The organism is Chryseobacterium sp. VAUSW3 (genome assembly GCF_002205795.1).
GTDB classification, from domain to species: domain Bacteria; phylum Bacteroidota; class Bacteroidia; order Flavobacteriales; family Weeksellaceae; genus Kaistella; species Kaistella yananensis.
The window spans coordinates 671,387-687,529 of the sequence record NZ_NIUY01000001.1 but is presented as its reverse complement, the minus strand read 5'-3'; the positions used below and the strand labels follow the sequence as shown (position 1 = coordinate 687,529).

Here is a 16,143-nt window from a genome sequence, read left to right as displayed (position 1 = left end):
TTTATAAAAATCAAAACGATGTATTCTGAAAATTATTTTTCAATTGCCAGGTCGATTACTTCGCTCATTCTGCTCACATAACTGATTTTTAATGTCTTTAAATAATCTTTTTTAATTTCTTCGACATCTTTTCTGTTAGCTTCACAAAGAATAATGTGGGTGATTCCTGCGCGAGCTGCGGCCAGAAGTTTTTCTTTAATTCCGCCTACAGGAAGCACTTTTCCGCGCAAGGTTATTTCGCCGGTCATGGCGAGATGAGCTTTCACTTTTTTATTCTTGAAGCTCGACACAATGGACGTAAGCATTGCAATTCCGGCGGAAGGCCCGTCTTTAGGTGTTGCACCTTCCGGAACGTGAACGTGAATGTTCTTCTTCTGAATATCTTCTGAAGAAATACCCATTTCATCATGTTTTGCCTTAATGTATTCTAGAGCAATTGTTGCAGATTCCTTCATCACCGTTCCGAGATTTCCGGTCATTGTGAGATTTCCTTTTCCTTCGCTTAGAATACTTTCGATAAAAAGAATGTCGCCGCCAACCTGCGTCCAGGCTAAGCCTGTTACAACACCAGGAACTCCAGTAATTTCAGAAAGGCTTTTAGGTCTTGGAACTCCCAGAATTTCATCCACTTTTTCAATTGAAATCTTGGGATCATATTCCTTCTCCATCGCGGTCTGCAACGCTACCCATCTGGCAATGGCTGCAATTTTTTTCTCGAGACTACGAACGCCGCTTTCAGAAGTGTGGGCATCGATAATGTGTTTAAGTTCGGGATTTCCGAGTTTGAATGATTTAGCGGTCAGTCCATTTTCGTCCTGCTGTTTTTTGATTAAGTGTCGTTTTGCAATCTCTACTTTTTCTTCCAAAGTGTAGCCGGCGATTTCGATGATTTCCATTCGGTCCAAAAGCGGACGCTGAACGGTAGACAAAGAGTTTGCGGTTGCGATAAACATTACTTTCGAAAGATCATAACCCATCTCCAAAAAGTTATCGTAAAAAGCACTGTTCTGTTCTGGATCAAGAACTTCCAGCAACGCTGAACTTGGATCGCCATGAATTCCCTGACCGATTTTGTCGATTTCATCCAAAACAATCACCGGATTAGAGGTTCCTGCCTTTTTGATTGACTGAAGAATTCTTCCTGCCATTGCTCCGATATAGGTTTTTCGGTGGCCACGGATTTCAGATTCATCATGAAGTCCGCCTAATGAAACGCGAACATATTTTCTGCCAAGAGAATCAGCTACCGACTTGCCAAGCGATGTTTTACCCACGCCCGGAGGGCCTACCAGACACAAAATCGGAGATTTCATGTTGTTTTTCAGTTTCAGAACTGCCATGTGTTCCAGAATTCTTTTCTTGATATCTTCTAACCCGAAATGTGCTTTATCTAAAACTTTTTGCGCTTTGGTGATGTCGAAAACGTCTTTAGAATAGTTTTCCCAAGGCAGATCTGTGAAGAAATCGAGATAATTTCTCTGCACGTTATAATCCGGTGAATTTGGATTTTGGCGCTGCAGTCGGTTGATTTCTTTCTGGAAATGATTTTCAACCTCGTCATTCCATTTTATTTTTTTTGCTTTCAGAAGAAGCTCTTCCACATCAGATTCCGGGCCGCCGCCCAATTCTTCCTGGATCGCACGGATCTGTTGGTTCAGGAAGTATTCGCGCTGGCTTTTATCCAGTTCGCGGTTTGTTTTAAGATGGATTTGGTTCCTAAGTTCAAGTTTTCTGAACTCATCATGCATCAGTTCATAACATTTCTGGGCACGGATCATTAAACTTTTTTCCTCCAGCAGTTTCTGTTTCTGCGCCGACGTGAAATTGGCGTTCGTGCAAATGAAATTGAGCAAATCTTCGTTATCATTCATGTTTTTGATCGCGAAATTTGCAGCCGATGGAATGTTTGGATCCAGTTCAACAATTTTCAGGGCCAAATCTTTAATGTTCTCTAATAACGCAGCGTATTCTTCTGTTTTCTTAGAAGTGACATCTTTCAGTTTGGTAATTTCTGCTTTGAAATAGGGCTGGCTTTGCGTGAAATTTTTAACCGTAAACCTTTGAAAACCTCTGGTGATGGCGGTAATGTTGCCTTCTGGAAGTTTTATGATTTTAATGATTTTCGCAAGGGTGCCGGTTTTGTAAAGATCATTTTCCGTAGGATTTTCGATGCTGGAATTGTTCTGGCTGATGATTCCGATAAATTCGTTGTTTTTCTGTGCCTCTTCCAACAATTTTATCGACATTTCGCGTCCGGCGGTAATAGGAATTACCACTTTTGGAAACATCACCATATTTCTTACCGGCAAAATCGGGAAAACCGTTTGTTCGTTATTTGTAGGTTCGTTCATGAGATCGGAAAGATTAATTTCTTCTGCTACGATACTGAAGCCGTCGTTTATAATTTCATCAAAATTAAGATCATCAAATTCTGCCATAATATTTATGCGTGACAAATTGTCATTTTATTGTAGGGTTATTGAACTGTTGTTAAAGATTTTCCTTTAAAACAGCCTTAAATAAATAGGTAGCCTTAATTTCACAAGCATTATGCCAACGCTATATTTAGACAGAATTTCCATCTTTATGAAAAAAAAAGTTTAAAATGTTTAAAATTTTTCTTAATCTCTTAAAAATGTGTATTTTCGCAAACTGATAAAATTATACAAAAAAGATGGCAGTTTTAGGAGAGATTAGAAACAGACCTTGGCTTTTAATGGGGATTATCGCAGTTGCGATGTTAGCTTTCGTTGTAAATCCTGACAGTTTGGAGAAATTATTCGGTGCAAAACCGGGTGTTTACGGAAAAGTAAATGGTGATGAAATTACAAAAGAAGATTTCGATGATCAGCTTTTCATACTTCAGCAGCAGGCACAGCAGCAAGGCCAGCCCACAAAAGGTCTGGAGGAACAGGCTTGGCAAATGGTAGTACAGTCGAAACTGATTAAGCAGCAATTCGAAAAAATGGGACTTACCTTAACCGATGAAATGTTCTATAACCAATTGCAGTTTGATCCTATGTTTGCGCAGAATCCAGAAAATTTTGATGCAAAAGGAAATTTCAAAGTGCAGGAAATTAAAAAACAGATCGAAGAACTTCGCAACAGCGGAAACGTAGAAATGTACAACAACTGGTTGAAAACAAAAAAAGCCATCGAATACAGAATGATGGCCCGACAGCTTTTCGCCAACGTTTCAACAGGGATTACCGTAAGCAAAAAAGAGGCTGAGGAAATGATGAAGCAGAGAGACCAGGTTGCTGACATCGATTTTGTGAAAGTTGATTATGCAACATACGCTCAGAAAAATCCTGTGAAAGTTACAACAAAAGATTTAGAAGATTATATCAAGAAACATCCGATTCTGTTTAAAAGAGATGCCAGCAGAAATATTGGATTGGTTTATTTCCCAGCGGCAGCTAGCCCTCAGGACGAAGCTGTAACCCAGGCCGAAATCAATAAACTGTTCTCGAAAGGAACGGATATGAGTGATGGAAAAGAAAATTTCCAGAACACTACAAACGATTCAATGTTTGTTTCACTTAATTCCGACCTACCTTATAACCCAACTTACTTTTCAGCGGAACAGCTGCCGGCTGCCATTAAAGATAAAGTGGCAGGTGCGGCAGTAGGAACAACTTTTGGTCCTTACAAAGAGCAGAACTTTTATGTTGTATCTAAACTTTTAGATAAAAAACCTTCAGACTCTACACTGTCCAGACATATTCTCGTTTCTTATAAAGGAAATCAGGCTGGTGCAAATGAGACTAGAACAAAAGAAGAAGCGAAAAAATTAGCAGATTCCATCGGTGCTGTTTTGAAAGCAACGCCTGCTAAATTTGCAGAATTCCTGAAATATTCTTCTGATCCGGGATCTGCAGGACAGGGTGGAAGCGTAGGCTGGACAACTCCTGCAACGCCATTCGTTCCGGAATATTTAAGTTTCCTTGCGAATAATGGAAAAGGAGCCACTGGAGTTGTGGAAACACAGTTTGGTTATCATATCATCAATATCGAGGACAAGAAATCCGGTGCGATGACTTATAAAGTTGCCAACCTCGTAAAAGCAATAAAACCTTCAGACAAAACTGAAAGCGAGGTTTATACGAAGGCGACAAGATTTATTCAGCAGATTCAGGGTAAAACATTTAATGATTTTGCCAATATAGCGAAGAAAAACAATTACCAGTTCTTCAATCCAAAAGAAGTTGGCCGTTTCCAGGGTCAGTTACCAGGATTGGGTACGGATAAAGACGAAGAAATTATTGCGTGGGCATTTAATAAGAAACGTGAAAAAAGCGATGCTGATATCTTCACGGTTGATGGTACAGGAGACAGAATCGTAGCTTACCTCAATGGAATTCAGGATCCGGGGACTGCCGATCCGGAAGCTGTTCGTGATCAAATTGAGCCAATTGTTAAAAACAGAATTTTAGCAAAACAGATTTCAGATAAAATTACCGCTGCCAAAGCAACAAGCTTAGATCAGATCGCTAAAATGTTCGGGTCTGCGAAGCAAACTGCACAGGTGAATATGTTGAGCCCTCAGATTGCCGGAGCTATGGAGCCTAAAGTAGCCGGTGCAGCATTTGGTGTTGCAAAGGGTAAAGTTTCAAATCCGGTAGAAGGAATGACGGGAGTTTATGTTTTAGTAAAAAAATCTGAAACACTTAACAAACAACCGGGAGACATCAAGCAGGTAACCCAGGCATTAGCCAGCCAGAATTCACAGCAGTTCGGTCAGGCATTGCTGAAGAGCCTTCAGGACAATGCTAAAATCGAAGATTACAGGATTGAGGTTTATAACCAGGCTGCACAGCAATAAGTCGAAAAGTAATTTAATAATATCAAAGCGATCCTTATGGGTCGCTTTTTGCATTGCTGACCGGAGATTTAAAAATTTCGTTGAAAATGTATTATATTTGTCCATTAAAAATTAAGAAAAAGTGAAGTTCACAAAAGAAATAAAAGCAGGGTTAATCGCAATTTTAGCAATTGTAGGATTTATAATTCTGTTCCAATTCATGAAAGGCAAAAGCCTTTTCACAACCGACAATATTTTTTACGCAAAATTTGATAATGTAGAAGGTTTAGAGGCTTCTAATCCGGTGTCAATCAATGGATTAAAGGTGGGGCAGGTTGATCAGATCATTCCGATCACAGAACCCGACGGGAAGATTCATTTCGTAGTAAAAGTTACGGTAGACGATAATTTCGAGTTCTCCAAACGCTCTACTTTAGAAATTTTCGAACCAGGATTAATGTCAGGAAAAGAAATGAGGGTAAACCTTGCCTACGGAAGTCCTATGGCAAAGGACGGGGATACATTGAAGGGCGCTTTCAAGCTTTCGATGATGAATAATATCTCATCGCAGGTGGGGCCGGTGAAAGACCAGCTGCAAATCGTATTGAAAAGAGTTGACAGCTTGATGATGAATGCTAACGCAATGACCGATGCGCAGAATCAGCAGGCAATACGTGCACTGCTTTCGAGTCTTAACCGTACAGTAACTTCATTTGAATCGACCTCACAACAAACCAATGCGCTGCTTGCCAATAATGATCCGCGCATTCAAAAAATGCTCGATAATGCAAATCTTGCTACGGTAAGCGCAAAAACCACCATCGATAAATATGGACGGGTTGCCGATGAAGTTGATGTGCAGAAACTCAACAATACCATTGATAAATTAAGTTTAACGGCAGATAAGCTCAACGGTATTATTTCCGGCATACAAAATGGTGAAGGATCGCTTGGTAAACTCACAAAAGATGCGCAACTTTACAATAATCTTAATGAATCCTCGGCGAACTTAAATAATCTTATTCTGGACCTGAAAGCCAATCCGAAAAGATATCTTAATTTCTCCGTATTCGGAAAGAACAGCACGCCTAAAGACTAAAAACCCCCTTCAATATGCAATATATTGACAATATTATTTTCATCATTGCCCTTATTGCGGGCTTTGGACTCTTCTTTAAAAGCTTAAAGGAAATTTACCGAAACATACAGCTCGGAAAGAAAATCGATCGCACCGATCATCCGGATCTACGCTGGAAAACAATGGCAAGAGTCGCCTTAGGGCAAAGCAAAATGGGCAAAAGACCAATTGCCGGGATTCTGCATATGTTCGTGTATGTAGGATTTGTTATTATCAATATTGAATTGATTGAGATTATTGTCGACGGAATTTTCGGGACTCACCGTTTCCTTGCAGGAATTCTTGGTGATTCTTTTTATGCAGCCTTTACAGCGACACTTGAAATTTTAGCACTTTTAGTCATAATCGCAGTCGTAATATTCTTTATCAGAAGAAATTTCTACGGTGTAAGAAGACTAACTATGAAAGAACTTTTCGGCTGGCCAAAACAGGATGCCAACTGGATTCTGATTATTGAATTTGCTTTAATGACAGCATTTTTCACGATGAATTCTGCAGACTGGGTTCTTCAGCAGAGAGGAGTGCTTGCCGAACACGGCAGCTTCCCTGTTTCATCTGGGTTGATTGCACCTCTTTTCAGCAATTTAGGCGACAGCACTTTGGTCTTCCTTGAAAGAGGAGCCTGGTGGTTTCATTTTGTTGGAATTCTGTTCTTCATGAATTACCTTTATTACTCAAAACACCTCCATATCATTCTTGCGTTTCCTAACACCTGGTTTGCTAATCTGCAGCCGAAAGGGAAATTCAATAATTTAGATTCTGTTACCAAAGAGATAAAGCTGATGATGGATCCAAATGCAGATCCTTACGCCGCAGCGCCGGATACAGATCCTAATGCTGTTCCCGATAAATTTGGGGCGAACGATATCTTTGATCTTAATCAGGTTCAGTTGCTCAATGCGTATTCATGTACTGAATGTGGCCGTTGTACTGCCGTTTGTCCTGCCAATCTTACAGGCAAGAAACTTTCTCCACGTAAGATCATGATGGATACAAGAGACCGCATCGATGAAGTGGCAAGAAACATCAACAAAAACGGCAAATTTGTCGACGACGGCAAAAAACTGCTCGATGATCATATCCAGAGAGAAGAACTTTGGGCGTGTACCACGTGTAACGCCTGCGTAGAAGCCTGTCCTGTATTGATTGACCCACTGTCGATTATTTTCGAAATGCGTAGATTTTTGGTCATGGAACAGTCTTCCGCGCCAAGCGAATTGAACGTGATGATGACCAATGTGGAGAACAACGCAGCTCCATGGGCTTATAATCAGGCCGATCGCTTAAACTGGGCAAAAGAATAATTAGATAAAATCAATTTCAAAATTTGGAAGTTATTTAATTACATTTTCAAATTCTCAAATTCTCACATTTTCAAATTGAAAAAATGGATTTCACAATAAAAACAATGGCAGAATATGCTGCCGAAGGAAAGTCACCTGAAGTTTTATTTTTTGTTGGCTGCGCCGGAAGTTTCGACGACAGAGCGAAGAAAATCACCAAAGCGTTCTGTAAGATTCTACACAAAGTAGGCGTTGAATTTGCTGTGCTGGGCCAGGAAGAAAGCTGCAACGGCGATCCTGCAAAACGTGCCGGAAACGAATTCATCTTCCAGATGATGGCCCTTACGAACATCGAAATCATGAATGCTTACGAAGTAAAAAAAATCGTAACGGCATGTCCACATTGTTTCAATATCATTAAAAACGAGTATCCTGGATTGGGCGGAAACTATGAAGTTATGCATCACACCCAGTTCCTCAGAAAACTGATGGAAGAAGGCCGTTTGAAGGTAGAAGGCGGAAGTTTTAAAGGAAAGAAAATCACCTTCCACGATCCGTGTTATCTTGGCAGAGCTAACGGCGAATACGAAGCGCCAAGGATGCTTCTTGAGAAACTCGATGCGGAATTGGTAGAAATGAAGCGATGCAAATCCAATGGTTTATGTTGTGGAGCGGGAGGTGCACAGATGTTCAAAGAGCCCGAAAAAGGCGACAAAGACATCAATGTGGAGCGTACAGAAGAAGCGCTCTCTGAAACTCCGAATATCATCGCTACCGGATGCCCGTTCTGCAATACGATGATGACCGACGGGGTGAAACATTTCAATAAAAATGAAGAAGTTGCCGTTAAGGATATTGTGGAACTTTTAGCAGAAGCGGAGGATTTATAAAATGACAACAGATTTCAGGACTTTACTGTTCTTGTCTTGAATCTTGAATCGAGTATCTAAACTCTTTGTAAATATGAAAATAGAAGAATCAAATATTGTAGAAACCAGTGATTACAGAGTGATTATTTACCCTGCTTCGCGCCCTTTTGCACCTAAAGAAAGTAAAATAATTACTGAAAAATTATACGACTTTCTGGCCACCTGGGCAGCACACGGAAAACCACTTTCATCTTCATTCAAGATCGAGAAGAATCAGTTTATCGTGATTTGTGTTGATGAGGAGAAAGAAGCCGCTTCAGGCTGTTCTATCGATGCTTTAGGAAAGGTGATGAGAGAAATTGATGCTGAATTTCAGCTGGGATTATTCGACAGAATGAAAGCCAGTTTCATAGAAAACGGCGAACTTAAAACCATGAAGCTGCAGGACTTCCGGAAAGGTTTAAAGGAAGGCGAAATTTCCCATGATATTGAAGTTTTCGACTTTTCGAAGAATACATATGTTGCTTTTCTGAGCGATTTCCTTTTGCCGCTGAAAGAAAGCTGGGCTGGGATTTATGTAGATTAACTGCCTTTTAAGTGATATAAAAAAAACCGTTCAAATTGTTGAACGGTTTTTTTATGATATTTGAAGATATTAAGCGTTGTTACGCGCCTCCTCAGCGATTAAGTTCAATGCAGAACCTGCTTTAAACCAACCGATCTGTTGCTCATTATACGTGTGGTTTGCGAGAATAATATCCTTCGTTCCGTCGGAATGTACAAACTCCAGTTGAAGCGGACGGTTTGGTGCAAACTGATCCAAATCTAAGAAGTTTACGGTGTCATCTTCACGGATTTTGTCGTATTCTTCAGGATCCACAAATGTAAGGCCTAGCATTCCTTGCTTTTTAAGATTCGTTTCGTGAATTCTCGCAAAAGATTTTACCAAAACTGCGCGAACGCCCAAATGTCTTGGTTCCATGGCTGCGTGTTCTCTGGAAGAACCTTCACCATAGTTTTGGTCACCTACAACAATGGTAGGAACTCCGGCAGCTTTGTAAGCTCTTGCCACCGCAGGAACTTCGCCGTATTCTCCAGTCAGCGCGTTTTTAACTTTATTGGTTTCCATGTTATAAGCGTTCACTGCACCAATTAACATGTTGTTCGAGATATTATCCAAATGACCTCTGTATTTCAACCATGGGCCTGCCATAGAAATGTGATCGGTGGTACATTTACCGAACGCTTTAATTAACACTTTAGCACCGGTAATGTTTTGTCCGTCCCAAGGCTGGAAAGGCTCCAGCAACTGAAGTCTGTCGGAATCGGGGTTCACTACAACCTTTACCGAAGAACCGTCTTCTGAAGGCGCCTGATAACCGTTATCGTCTACCGCAAAACCTTTTTCCGGAAGTTCAAAACCTTTAGGCTCATCAAGCATAATCTGCTCGCCGTTTTGGTTGGTTAAGGTATCGGTAATCGGGTTGAAATCAAGTCTACCTGAAATTGCTACTGCAGCTACCATTTCCGGGGAGGCTACGAACGCGTGGGTATTTGGGTTACCATCGGCTCTTTTTGCAAAGTTTCTGTTGAAAGAGTGAATGATGGAGTTTTTCTCGCCTTTTTCAGCACCTTCACGATCCCACTGACCGATACAAGGTCCGCATGCATTGGTAAAGATTCTTGCTGAATCAAACTTTCTAAATGAGTTAAGGAAACCATCTCTTTCTGCGGTGAATTTCACCTGCTCAGAACCTGGGTTAATCCCGAGAATTGCTTTTGGTTTCACTCCTTTAGCCACTGCGTCTTCAACAATTGAAGCGGCTCTTGATAAATCTTCGTAAGATGAGTTGGTACATGAACCGATCAGTGCCCATTCAACGTCAAGCGGCCATCCGTTAGCTTCAGCTTTTGCTCTGAATTCTGAAACCGGTGTTGCCAAATCCGGTGTGAACGGTCCGTTTAAGTGTGGCGCCAATTCATCAAGATTAATTTCAATCACCTGATCGAAATACTGCTCAGGGTTTGCATAAACTTCAGCATCACCTGTCAAGTGTTCTGCAATAGTATCGGCAGCATCTACCACATCCTGTCTTCCGGTTGCAGCTAAATATCTTCTCATCGAATCGTCATAACCGAAAGTAGAAGTGGTAGCACCGATTTCAGCACCCATGTTACAGATGGTACCTTTACCAGTAGCAGAAAGGTTTTCCGCACCTTCACCGAAATATTCTACGATGCAACCTGTACCGCCTTTTACGGTTAAAATTCCGGCAACCTTTAAGATAACATCTTTTGCAGAAGTCCATCCGTTGAGTTTACCTGTTAATTTTACACCAATTAATTTAGGCATCTTCAGTTCCCAGGCCATTCCGGCCATTACATCTACTGCATCGGCACCACCAACACCAATGGCAACCATTCCTAAACCACCTGCATTCACTGTGTGAGAATCGGTACCGATCATCATTCCGCCTGGAAATGCGTAATTTTCAAGCACCACCTGGTGAATAATTCCTGCGCCTGGTTTCCAGAAACCGATGCCGTATTTATCGCAAACTGAACTTAAGAAATTGAAAACTTCTGAGTTTTTATTGATTCCTTCCTGCAAATCTGCTTCAGCACCCACTCTTGCCTGAATAAGGTGATCGGCATGCGCTGTCGATGGAACTGCCACTTTGGATTTACCTGCCTGCATGAACTGTAAAAGTGCCATCTGCGCGGTAGCATCCTGCATCGCAACACGGTCCGGAGCGAAATCTACATAAGAATTCCCTCTTTCGTAAGCCTGGGTTGCATTGCCTTCCCAAAGGTGTGTATAAAGGATTTTTTCAGAAAGTGTCAACGGTTTTCCCACGACTGCTCTTGCTGCAGCAACCCTTTCAGGATAACGCTCATACACTTTTTTGATCATGTCAATGTCGAAAGTCATATCTGTTATTTTTTGTTAAAATTAAAGAAGTTCAAAATTACAAAATTTTAACCTTAAAACTGATGAATATCATTTAGATTAAATATAAATACTATGCTGAGAATCTATTTTCGGTGATTCGTAAAAAAAAACTGAGGTGAAGGTTTAAAGTAATACTTTTCTTATATAAGTATGGGCAGCCTTTGCGGTTGTTTTTCAGGAAGAGTAAAGACTGGAGAGCCTTTAGAACCGGAAGTTTCGTTAGATTGCCATAGTCCGTTGGGTGTCTTAACCTCTTATTGAAAATCATGTGCTGAAGTTCAGTCTTCGTTTGACCTTCATTGGGTTTACTTCGCTCATGATCCCTTAATGAAACATTGTAAAGCCATTGTTGATCCAGTAGTTTATTGGATCTGTATTGGACCTGTAATGGATTTGTATTGGATTTATACCGGAGAAAGATTGGACCAGGTGAGAGCCACAGAAGAAGGTAACCCGTTCTGAAATAACAATACAGTTTAATCATTAAATCCTTATATCTGTATTCAGACCTGAGGTATTCCTGAAGATATTTAGATATAAAGACATCAGCGCTAAAGAAACCTAGCATGCCCGGCTCATGGCATTACAAAAATTCTTCAGCAAATCAGAAATGCGTTTGATAATTTATAAAGAAAAAAATATATCTTAGAGAACGGAAATAAGCCATAGAATTTTCAGGCCAATCCCCACAAAACAGGTGGTTTTGTCTGACGAAGTAGAACATATATGCTAATTAGCCGCAATTTTATGAAAGACTCGACTAAACTAAATTTTGGGTTCTGGAATTTTAATTTAGATTTCTGGAAAGGAAATTCTTTTCGACATGATGACGCGAATATTTTCGATACAAATGTCCTCATAGTTGATACTTCAGCCATGAATCCTGAATTTTATTATTTGTCTACAAAACAAAAAAAGACAATAAGAAATCATTGGATAAATGCATTATCACATTTAAGAAATGTTGAATATCTAATGACAACTCACCAAATTGATCAAGAGTTTTTCGATACTGTATGTCAAATGCCGCAATTAAAAGGCTTATATATTAAGTGGGGAAAAATTGAATCAATTCAAAATCTTCAAAATCTTCAAAATTTAAAACATTTATATTTCGGGAGCAATCCCAGGATAGAATCACTGCATGGAATTGAACATTTAAAGAACATTGAACATCTTGAACTTGAAAACTTTAAATCAATTAATGATTTTTCAAAATTGGGTAAGTTACATTCTTTAAAAACACTGACTATAGCGGGTTCAGTTAATAGTCCTGCAACTAAAATGAATGATTTATATTTCTTAGAGAATCTGAATAATCTGGAAGAACTAGTACTTGGAATTTCTTTGATTAATAAAGATACAACTCCACTACACAAATATGCAAAGCTCGAAAGATTATTCTTACCAACTTTGATTGAAAAGAAATTATTTAAAGAAATCGACGAAAACAAATAAAAACTAAGGCTAATAAATATATTGAGCCTCATTCCTTTAGTCTCTGCCCCGGGTTGTTTTATGAAAGATAGTTAAACAAAAGTTCGCCTGCGGCAAATAAATTTAGCAGTCACCTATTTCATTCAAAAACGTATAATCACCATCAAAAAACAATTTAATTTACTGCTAGCAGGTTCCGGCATTCTTATACTGGGAATTATTTACTTTTCCTACAGCCCGGCGAACAGTGGTTTTTTTCCGCAGTGTCCGGTGAAATACCTTTCCGGATACAGCTGCCCCGGCTGTGGCTCTCAACGCGCCATTCATGAACTTCTTCATCTCAATTTCAAAGAAGCTTTCGCATACAATCCTTTATTGGTCGCCTCCATTCCCTATATCACTTTAGGCATTGCTTTTAGTACTGAAAGTTTAAAAACCCGCTATCCAAAAACGAGAAAATTCCTGTATGGGCAAAACGCATTGTATGTTATTATGGCCATATTGGTTTTGTTCTTTATTTTCAGAAACATTTAAAACGTTATTTTTGGACCTAAGTTTGCAAAAAGAAAGTCATGAAGAACGTTTTAAGTTTGATTTTAATCAGCTTCGCCCTGATCTTATCTGGTCAGAAACACAATGTCGCTAAAAAGAAAACGGTTACAAAAACAGTTTCTGCAAAGGTCAATACCGATCTCGTTAAAATCAATGATTCGATTCCTGCCCTGATTCCACATAAGATCAACGGGAAATTCGGATTTGTTAATCAAAAAGGCAAAACCATTATTAAACCTGAGTACAGCAATGTCGGATTTTTTACAGAAGACTGCAATCTGCTGAATTCTCCCAATCCAAAGGTGAAGAAATTCGGCTCTTCCAAATATGCCTCTGTTCGTTTAAACGGTCAGGATTTCCGTATCAATCAGGCCGGAATCCGTGTCTATCAGTTCAAAAAAACTGATCTCGGACAATGTACGCCTGAATTTAAAGCACAGCTTTTTCATGCCTACGTTATGAATCACGCCTATGGAATTATCGAAGATTCTAAATTTGAAAATCCCGGGGATTACCGACAGTTTACAATCTATCCTCAATACGATTATCTGCATATTCTGGAAGGTGATGATCTCAAAAATCCAATGATTATTGCGTCGCACAAAAATAAATTTGGGGTAATCGACATCAATAATAAAGTGGTGATCCCTTTCGAATACAGCGACATCAAAAGAAATTTCAGCTGGAAGCTTGCGCGGCTTTTTGAAGTGACCAAAGACGGGAAAAATTATTATTACGTAGATTCCAATAATATTCGTTATTAATTAAAAATTTTGTACTTTCGCCGCTGAAATTAAAGGGGTGCTGTAAAAAGCTGAGATTATACCCAATGAACCTGGAACAGGTAATGCTGTTTAGGGAGCGGTCTGCGGACCTATTTATTGTATAATTTTTTTCGACCCCTTTTATTCAATTAATCTTAAAAATTAAAAGAATGAAAGGATTTGTTATTTTAGGGCTGTTCGCAGGCCCGTTTTATCTTGCACAATCGACGCAAGACACTTTGAAAATTCACGAAATCGAAAGTGTGAATTTCACAAAAAGATTACCTGTTTCCAAAGAAATTATCAACGTTGAAAAGGATTTGGGGATTAAAAATCTCGGTCAGGATCTACCGATCTTGCTGAAAAACCAAACTTCGGTTATTTCCACTTCGGATGCCGGAAACGGCGTTGGATACACCGGTTTCAGAATTCGTGGGGTCGGCGGCAATGGAATTAATGTTATGCTGAACGGCGTGCCTTATAACGATTCCGAATCTCAGGGAACCTTTTTTGTGAATGTTCCGGACTTAACAAGTTCTGCATCGCAAATTGTGATCCAACGAGGCGTGGGAACTTCCACCAACGGAGTTTCGGCGTTCGGAGCAAGCGTCAACGTGATTTCTAAAAATCCGGATGAAAAATTTTATGTGAAATCGGATAACAGTTACGGCTCTTTCAATACCTATAAATATTCTGCAGAAGTAGGTTCCGGTGAATTCTGGAATGACAGACTTTCTCTGATGGGGCGTTACACCAATATTCATTCGGATGGGTATATCGACAGGGCTTTTTCTGATCTTAATTCTTACAACTTTACCGGGCTTTTTGAAGAAAACAGAACGAAAATCCGGCTCATGGCTTTTGGTGGAAAGGAAAAAACCTATCAGGCCTGGAACGGCGTTGATAAAACAACCTGGGAAACCAATCCTAAATTCAATTATTCCGGAGCGATCTATGATCAAAACTGGGAAAATATCGTAGGATTTTACGATAACGAAACCGACAATTACCGCCAAAATCATTATCAGCTGTTGTGGGAGCAGAACCTTAGTGACCGCTGGAATCTGGAAACTACTTTCCATTATACCATTGGCAAGGGGTATTACGAAAATTACAAACAGGATGCGAAATTTTCAAAATACAACCTTCCCAATATTTTAGAAAACGGTGCTGAAATCAAACGCAGCGATTTCATCCGTAAAAAATGGCTCGATAACGATTTTTACGGAGCCGTTTCTACGCTTTACGGAAAGTTTGAAAATTTGGATCTGAATTTCGGAATCGTTGGAAACCAATATTACGGCAGGCATTTTGGGAATGTTTCTGATGTGTTCCGCCCACAGATTTTTGAACACGAATATTACAGAAACAACTCGCTGAAAAACGAAATCGCAGGTTTTGCCAAGTTTATTGTTTCTAAAAACAGATTTGAGTTTTTCGGAGATCTACAGCTGAGAAACATCAGTTACGACACCAAAATTGTACAACAAGGAGATGATGAAGGAGTGAATCTCGATAAGAAATGGACCTTCTTTAACCCAAAAGCAGGAATCAATTATAAAATCCCGGCAGGAAAAATTTTCCTTTCCGCGGCCGTTGCGCACCGCGAGCCGAACCGGGATGATCTTTTCGCCAATCCTGAAACCGAAGCAGAAAAACTTTATGATTTCGAAGCCGGAATTGAAAAGACGCTGGGAAATGTTTCGTTCACAGGAAACCTTTATTACATGAATTATGTAAATCAGTTGGTACTGAACGGACAGATTAACAATGTGGGAGAATTCATCCGCGTAAATTCTGGCCAAAGTTATCGAATGGGAATTGAACTTGGCGCGATTGCAAAACTTTCGGAAAAGTTGAACGCCTCAGGAAATTTAACGTTGAGCAAAAACCAAAACAAGGATTTTAAAAACGAGACTTCTTCCGGCATTGAAATGCTTGGAAATACGCCAATCTCATTTTCTCCGGAGGTAATTGCGAACGTGTTACTTCAGTTTAATCCGACTGAAAAATTCAGCTTAGGAATTCAGAACCAATATGTTGGAAGTCAGTTTTTAGATAACACCAACAATGAAAGCCTGAAACTCGACGATTATTTCCTTAGCGATTTCAATGCAAAATATACTTTAAATCTAAAGAAAACCGATGTTGATTTTAAATTTTTGCTCAACAATATCTTCAATAAAAAATACGTAAACAACGGCTATGTGTACGACGGACCGGTTTATTTTTCTCAGGCAGGTGTTAATTTTATGTTTGGTGTAAGCCTGAAGTTTCAATAGCCTAATGTTAAACTGACAGTTGTATTATAAATAAATGAGAAAAATGTTCTTGTTTTTCTAA

11 protein-coding genes are annotated in these 16,143 nt (G+C 39.7%); 9 read left to right on the top strand and 2 right to left on the bottom strand.

Features of this window, described 5'->3' with window-relative positions; all coding sequences use genetic code 11:
• Positions 1 to 32 precede the first annotated feature (32 nt).
• Positions 33 to 2,438: an endopeptidase La gene (lon, locus tag CDW55_RS03030; RefSeq protein WP_088468240.1), complete on the bottom strand. Its 2,406-nt coding sequence runs from the start codon at positions 2,436 to 2,438 to the stop codon at positions 33 to 35.
• Between the two features lie 236 nt (positions 2,439 to 2,674).
• On the opposite strand from lon, the gene CDW55_RS03025 reads away from it, so the two are divergent.
• The 5 genes from CDW55_RS03025 (at position 2,675) to CDW55_RS03005 (ending at position 8,680) form a co-directional block, all read left to right on the top strand.
• Positions 2,675 to 4,825, top strand: coding sequence for a peptidylprolyl isomerase (locus CDW55_RS03025; RefSeq protein ID WP_088468239.1), 2,151 nt, complete (start codon positions 2,675 to 2,677; stop codon positions 4,823 to 4,825).
• 121 nt (positions 4,826 to 4,946) lie between these two features.
• Entirely contained in the window at positions 4,947 to 5,903 is a 957-nt protein-coding gene (locus CDW55_RS03020; protein WP_088468238.1) for an MlaD family protein, read from the top strand.
• 14 nt (positions 5,904 to 5,917) lie between these two features.
• Complete coding sequence (locus CDW55_RS03015; RefSeq protein WP_088468237.1) at positions 5,918 to 7,246, top strand: 4Fe-4S dicluster domain-containing protein; 1,329 nt, start codon at positions 5,918 to 5,920, stop codon at positions 7,244 to 7,246.
• 83 nt (positions 7,247 to 7,329) lie between these two features.
• Entirely contained in the window at positions 7,330 to 8,115 is a 786-nt protein-coding gene (locus tag CDW55_RS03010) for a (Fe-S)-binding protein (RefSeq protein ID WP_088468236.1), read from the top strand.
• Between the two features lie 73 nt (positions 8,116 to 8,188).
• Positions 8,189 to 8,680 carry a hypothetical protein gene (locus CDW55_RS03005; protein ID WP_088468235.1) on the top strand — a complete coding sequence of 164 codons (492 nt, stop codon included), beginning with the start codon at positions 8,189 to 8,191 and terminating at the stop codon, positions 8,678 to 8,680.
• Between the two features lie 69 nt (positions 8,681 to 8,749).
• On the opposite strand, the gene CDW55_RS03000 is transcribed toward CDW55_RS03005, so the two are convergent.
• The gene (locus tag CDW55_RS03000; protein ID WP_088468234.1) at positions 8,750 to 11,026 is read right to left on the bottom strand and encodes an aconitate hydratase; all 2,277 of its coding nucleotides are present in this window, start codon (positions 11,024 to 11,026) and stop codon (positions 8,750 to 8,752) included.
• 768 nt (positions 11,027 to 11,794) lie between these two features.
• Here CDW55_RS03000 and CDW55_RS02990 point away from each other — a divergent pair.
• From CDW55_RS02990 to CDW55_RS02975, 4 genes are all read left to right on the top strand, one after another.
• Complete coding sequence (locus CDW55_RS02990; protein ID WP_143332915.1) at positions 11,795 to 12,505, top strand: hypothetical protein; 711 nt, start codon at positions 11,795 to 11,797, stop codon at positions 12,503 to 12,505.
• A gap of 249 nt (positions 12,506 to 12,754) precedes the next feature.
• Positions 12,755 to 13,018, top strand: coding sequence for a DUF2752 domain-containing protein (locus tag CDW55_RS02985; protein ID WP_228399595.1), 264 nt, complete (start codon positions 12,755 to 12,757; stop codon positions 13,016 to 13,018).
• A 38-nt stretch (positions 13,019 to 13,056) separates the two neighbouring features.
• Positions 13,057 to 13,800, top strand: coding sequence for a WG repeat-containing protein (locus tag CDW55_RS02980; RefSeq protein ID WP_088468230.1), 744 nt, complete (start codon positions 13,057 to 13,059; stop codon positions 13,798 to 13,800).
• Between the two features lie 170 nt (positions 13,801 to 13,970).
• A complete protein-coding gene (locus tag CDW55_RS02975) occupies positions 13,971 to 16,082 on the top strand; it encodes a TonB-dependent receptor (protein WP_088468229.1) in 2,112 nt (703 codons plus the stop codon).
• Positions 16,083 to 16,143 lie beyond the last annotated feature (61 nt).

Bases quoted from the DNA above. Each gene is read 5' to 3' on its own strand.
- lon (WP_088468240.1), bottom strand. From the start codon at position 2,438: ATGGCAGAATTTGATGATCTTAATTTTGATGAAATTATAAACGACGGC.
- CDW55_RS03025 (WP_088468239.1), top strand. From the start codon at position 2,675: ATGGCAGTTTTAGGAGAGATTAGAAACAGACCTTGGCTTTTAATGGGG.
- CDW55_RS02990 (WP_143332915.1), top strand. From the start codon at position 11,795: ATGAAAGACTCGACTAAACTAAATTTTGGGTTCTGGAATTTTAATTTA.
- CDW55_RS03000 (WP_088468234.1), bottom strand. From the start codon at position 11,026: ATGACTTTCGACATTGACATGATCAAAAAAGTGTATGAGCGTTATCCT.
- CDW55_RS03010 (WP_088468236.1), top strand. From the start codon at position 7,330: ATGGATTTCACAATAAAAACAATGGCAGAATATGCTGCCGAAGGAAAG.
- CDW55_RS02980 (WP_088468230.1), top strand. From the start codon at position 13,057: ATGAAGAACGTTTTAAGTTTGATTTTAATCAGCTTCGCCCTGATCTTA.
- CDW55_RS03005 (WP_088468235.1), top strand. From the start codon at position 8,189: ATGAAAATAGAAGAATCAAATATTGTAGAAACCAGTGATTACAGAGTG.
- CDW55_RS03015 (WP_088468237.1), top strand. From the start codon at position 5,918: ATGCAATATATTGACAATATTATTTTCATCATTGCCCTTATTGCGGGC.
- CDW55_RS02975 (WP_088468229.1), top strand. From the start codon at position 13,971: ATGAAAGGATTTGTTATTTTAGGGCTGTTCGCAGGCCCGTTTTATCTT.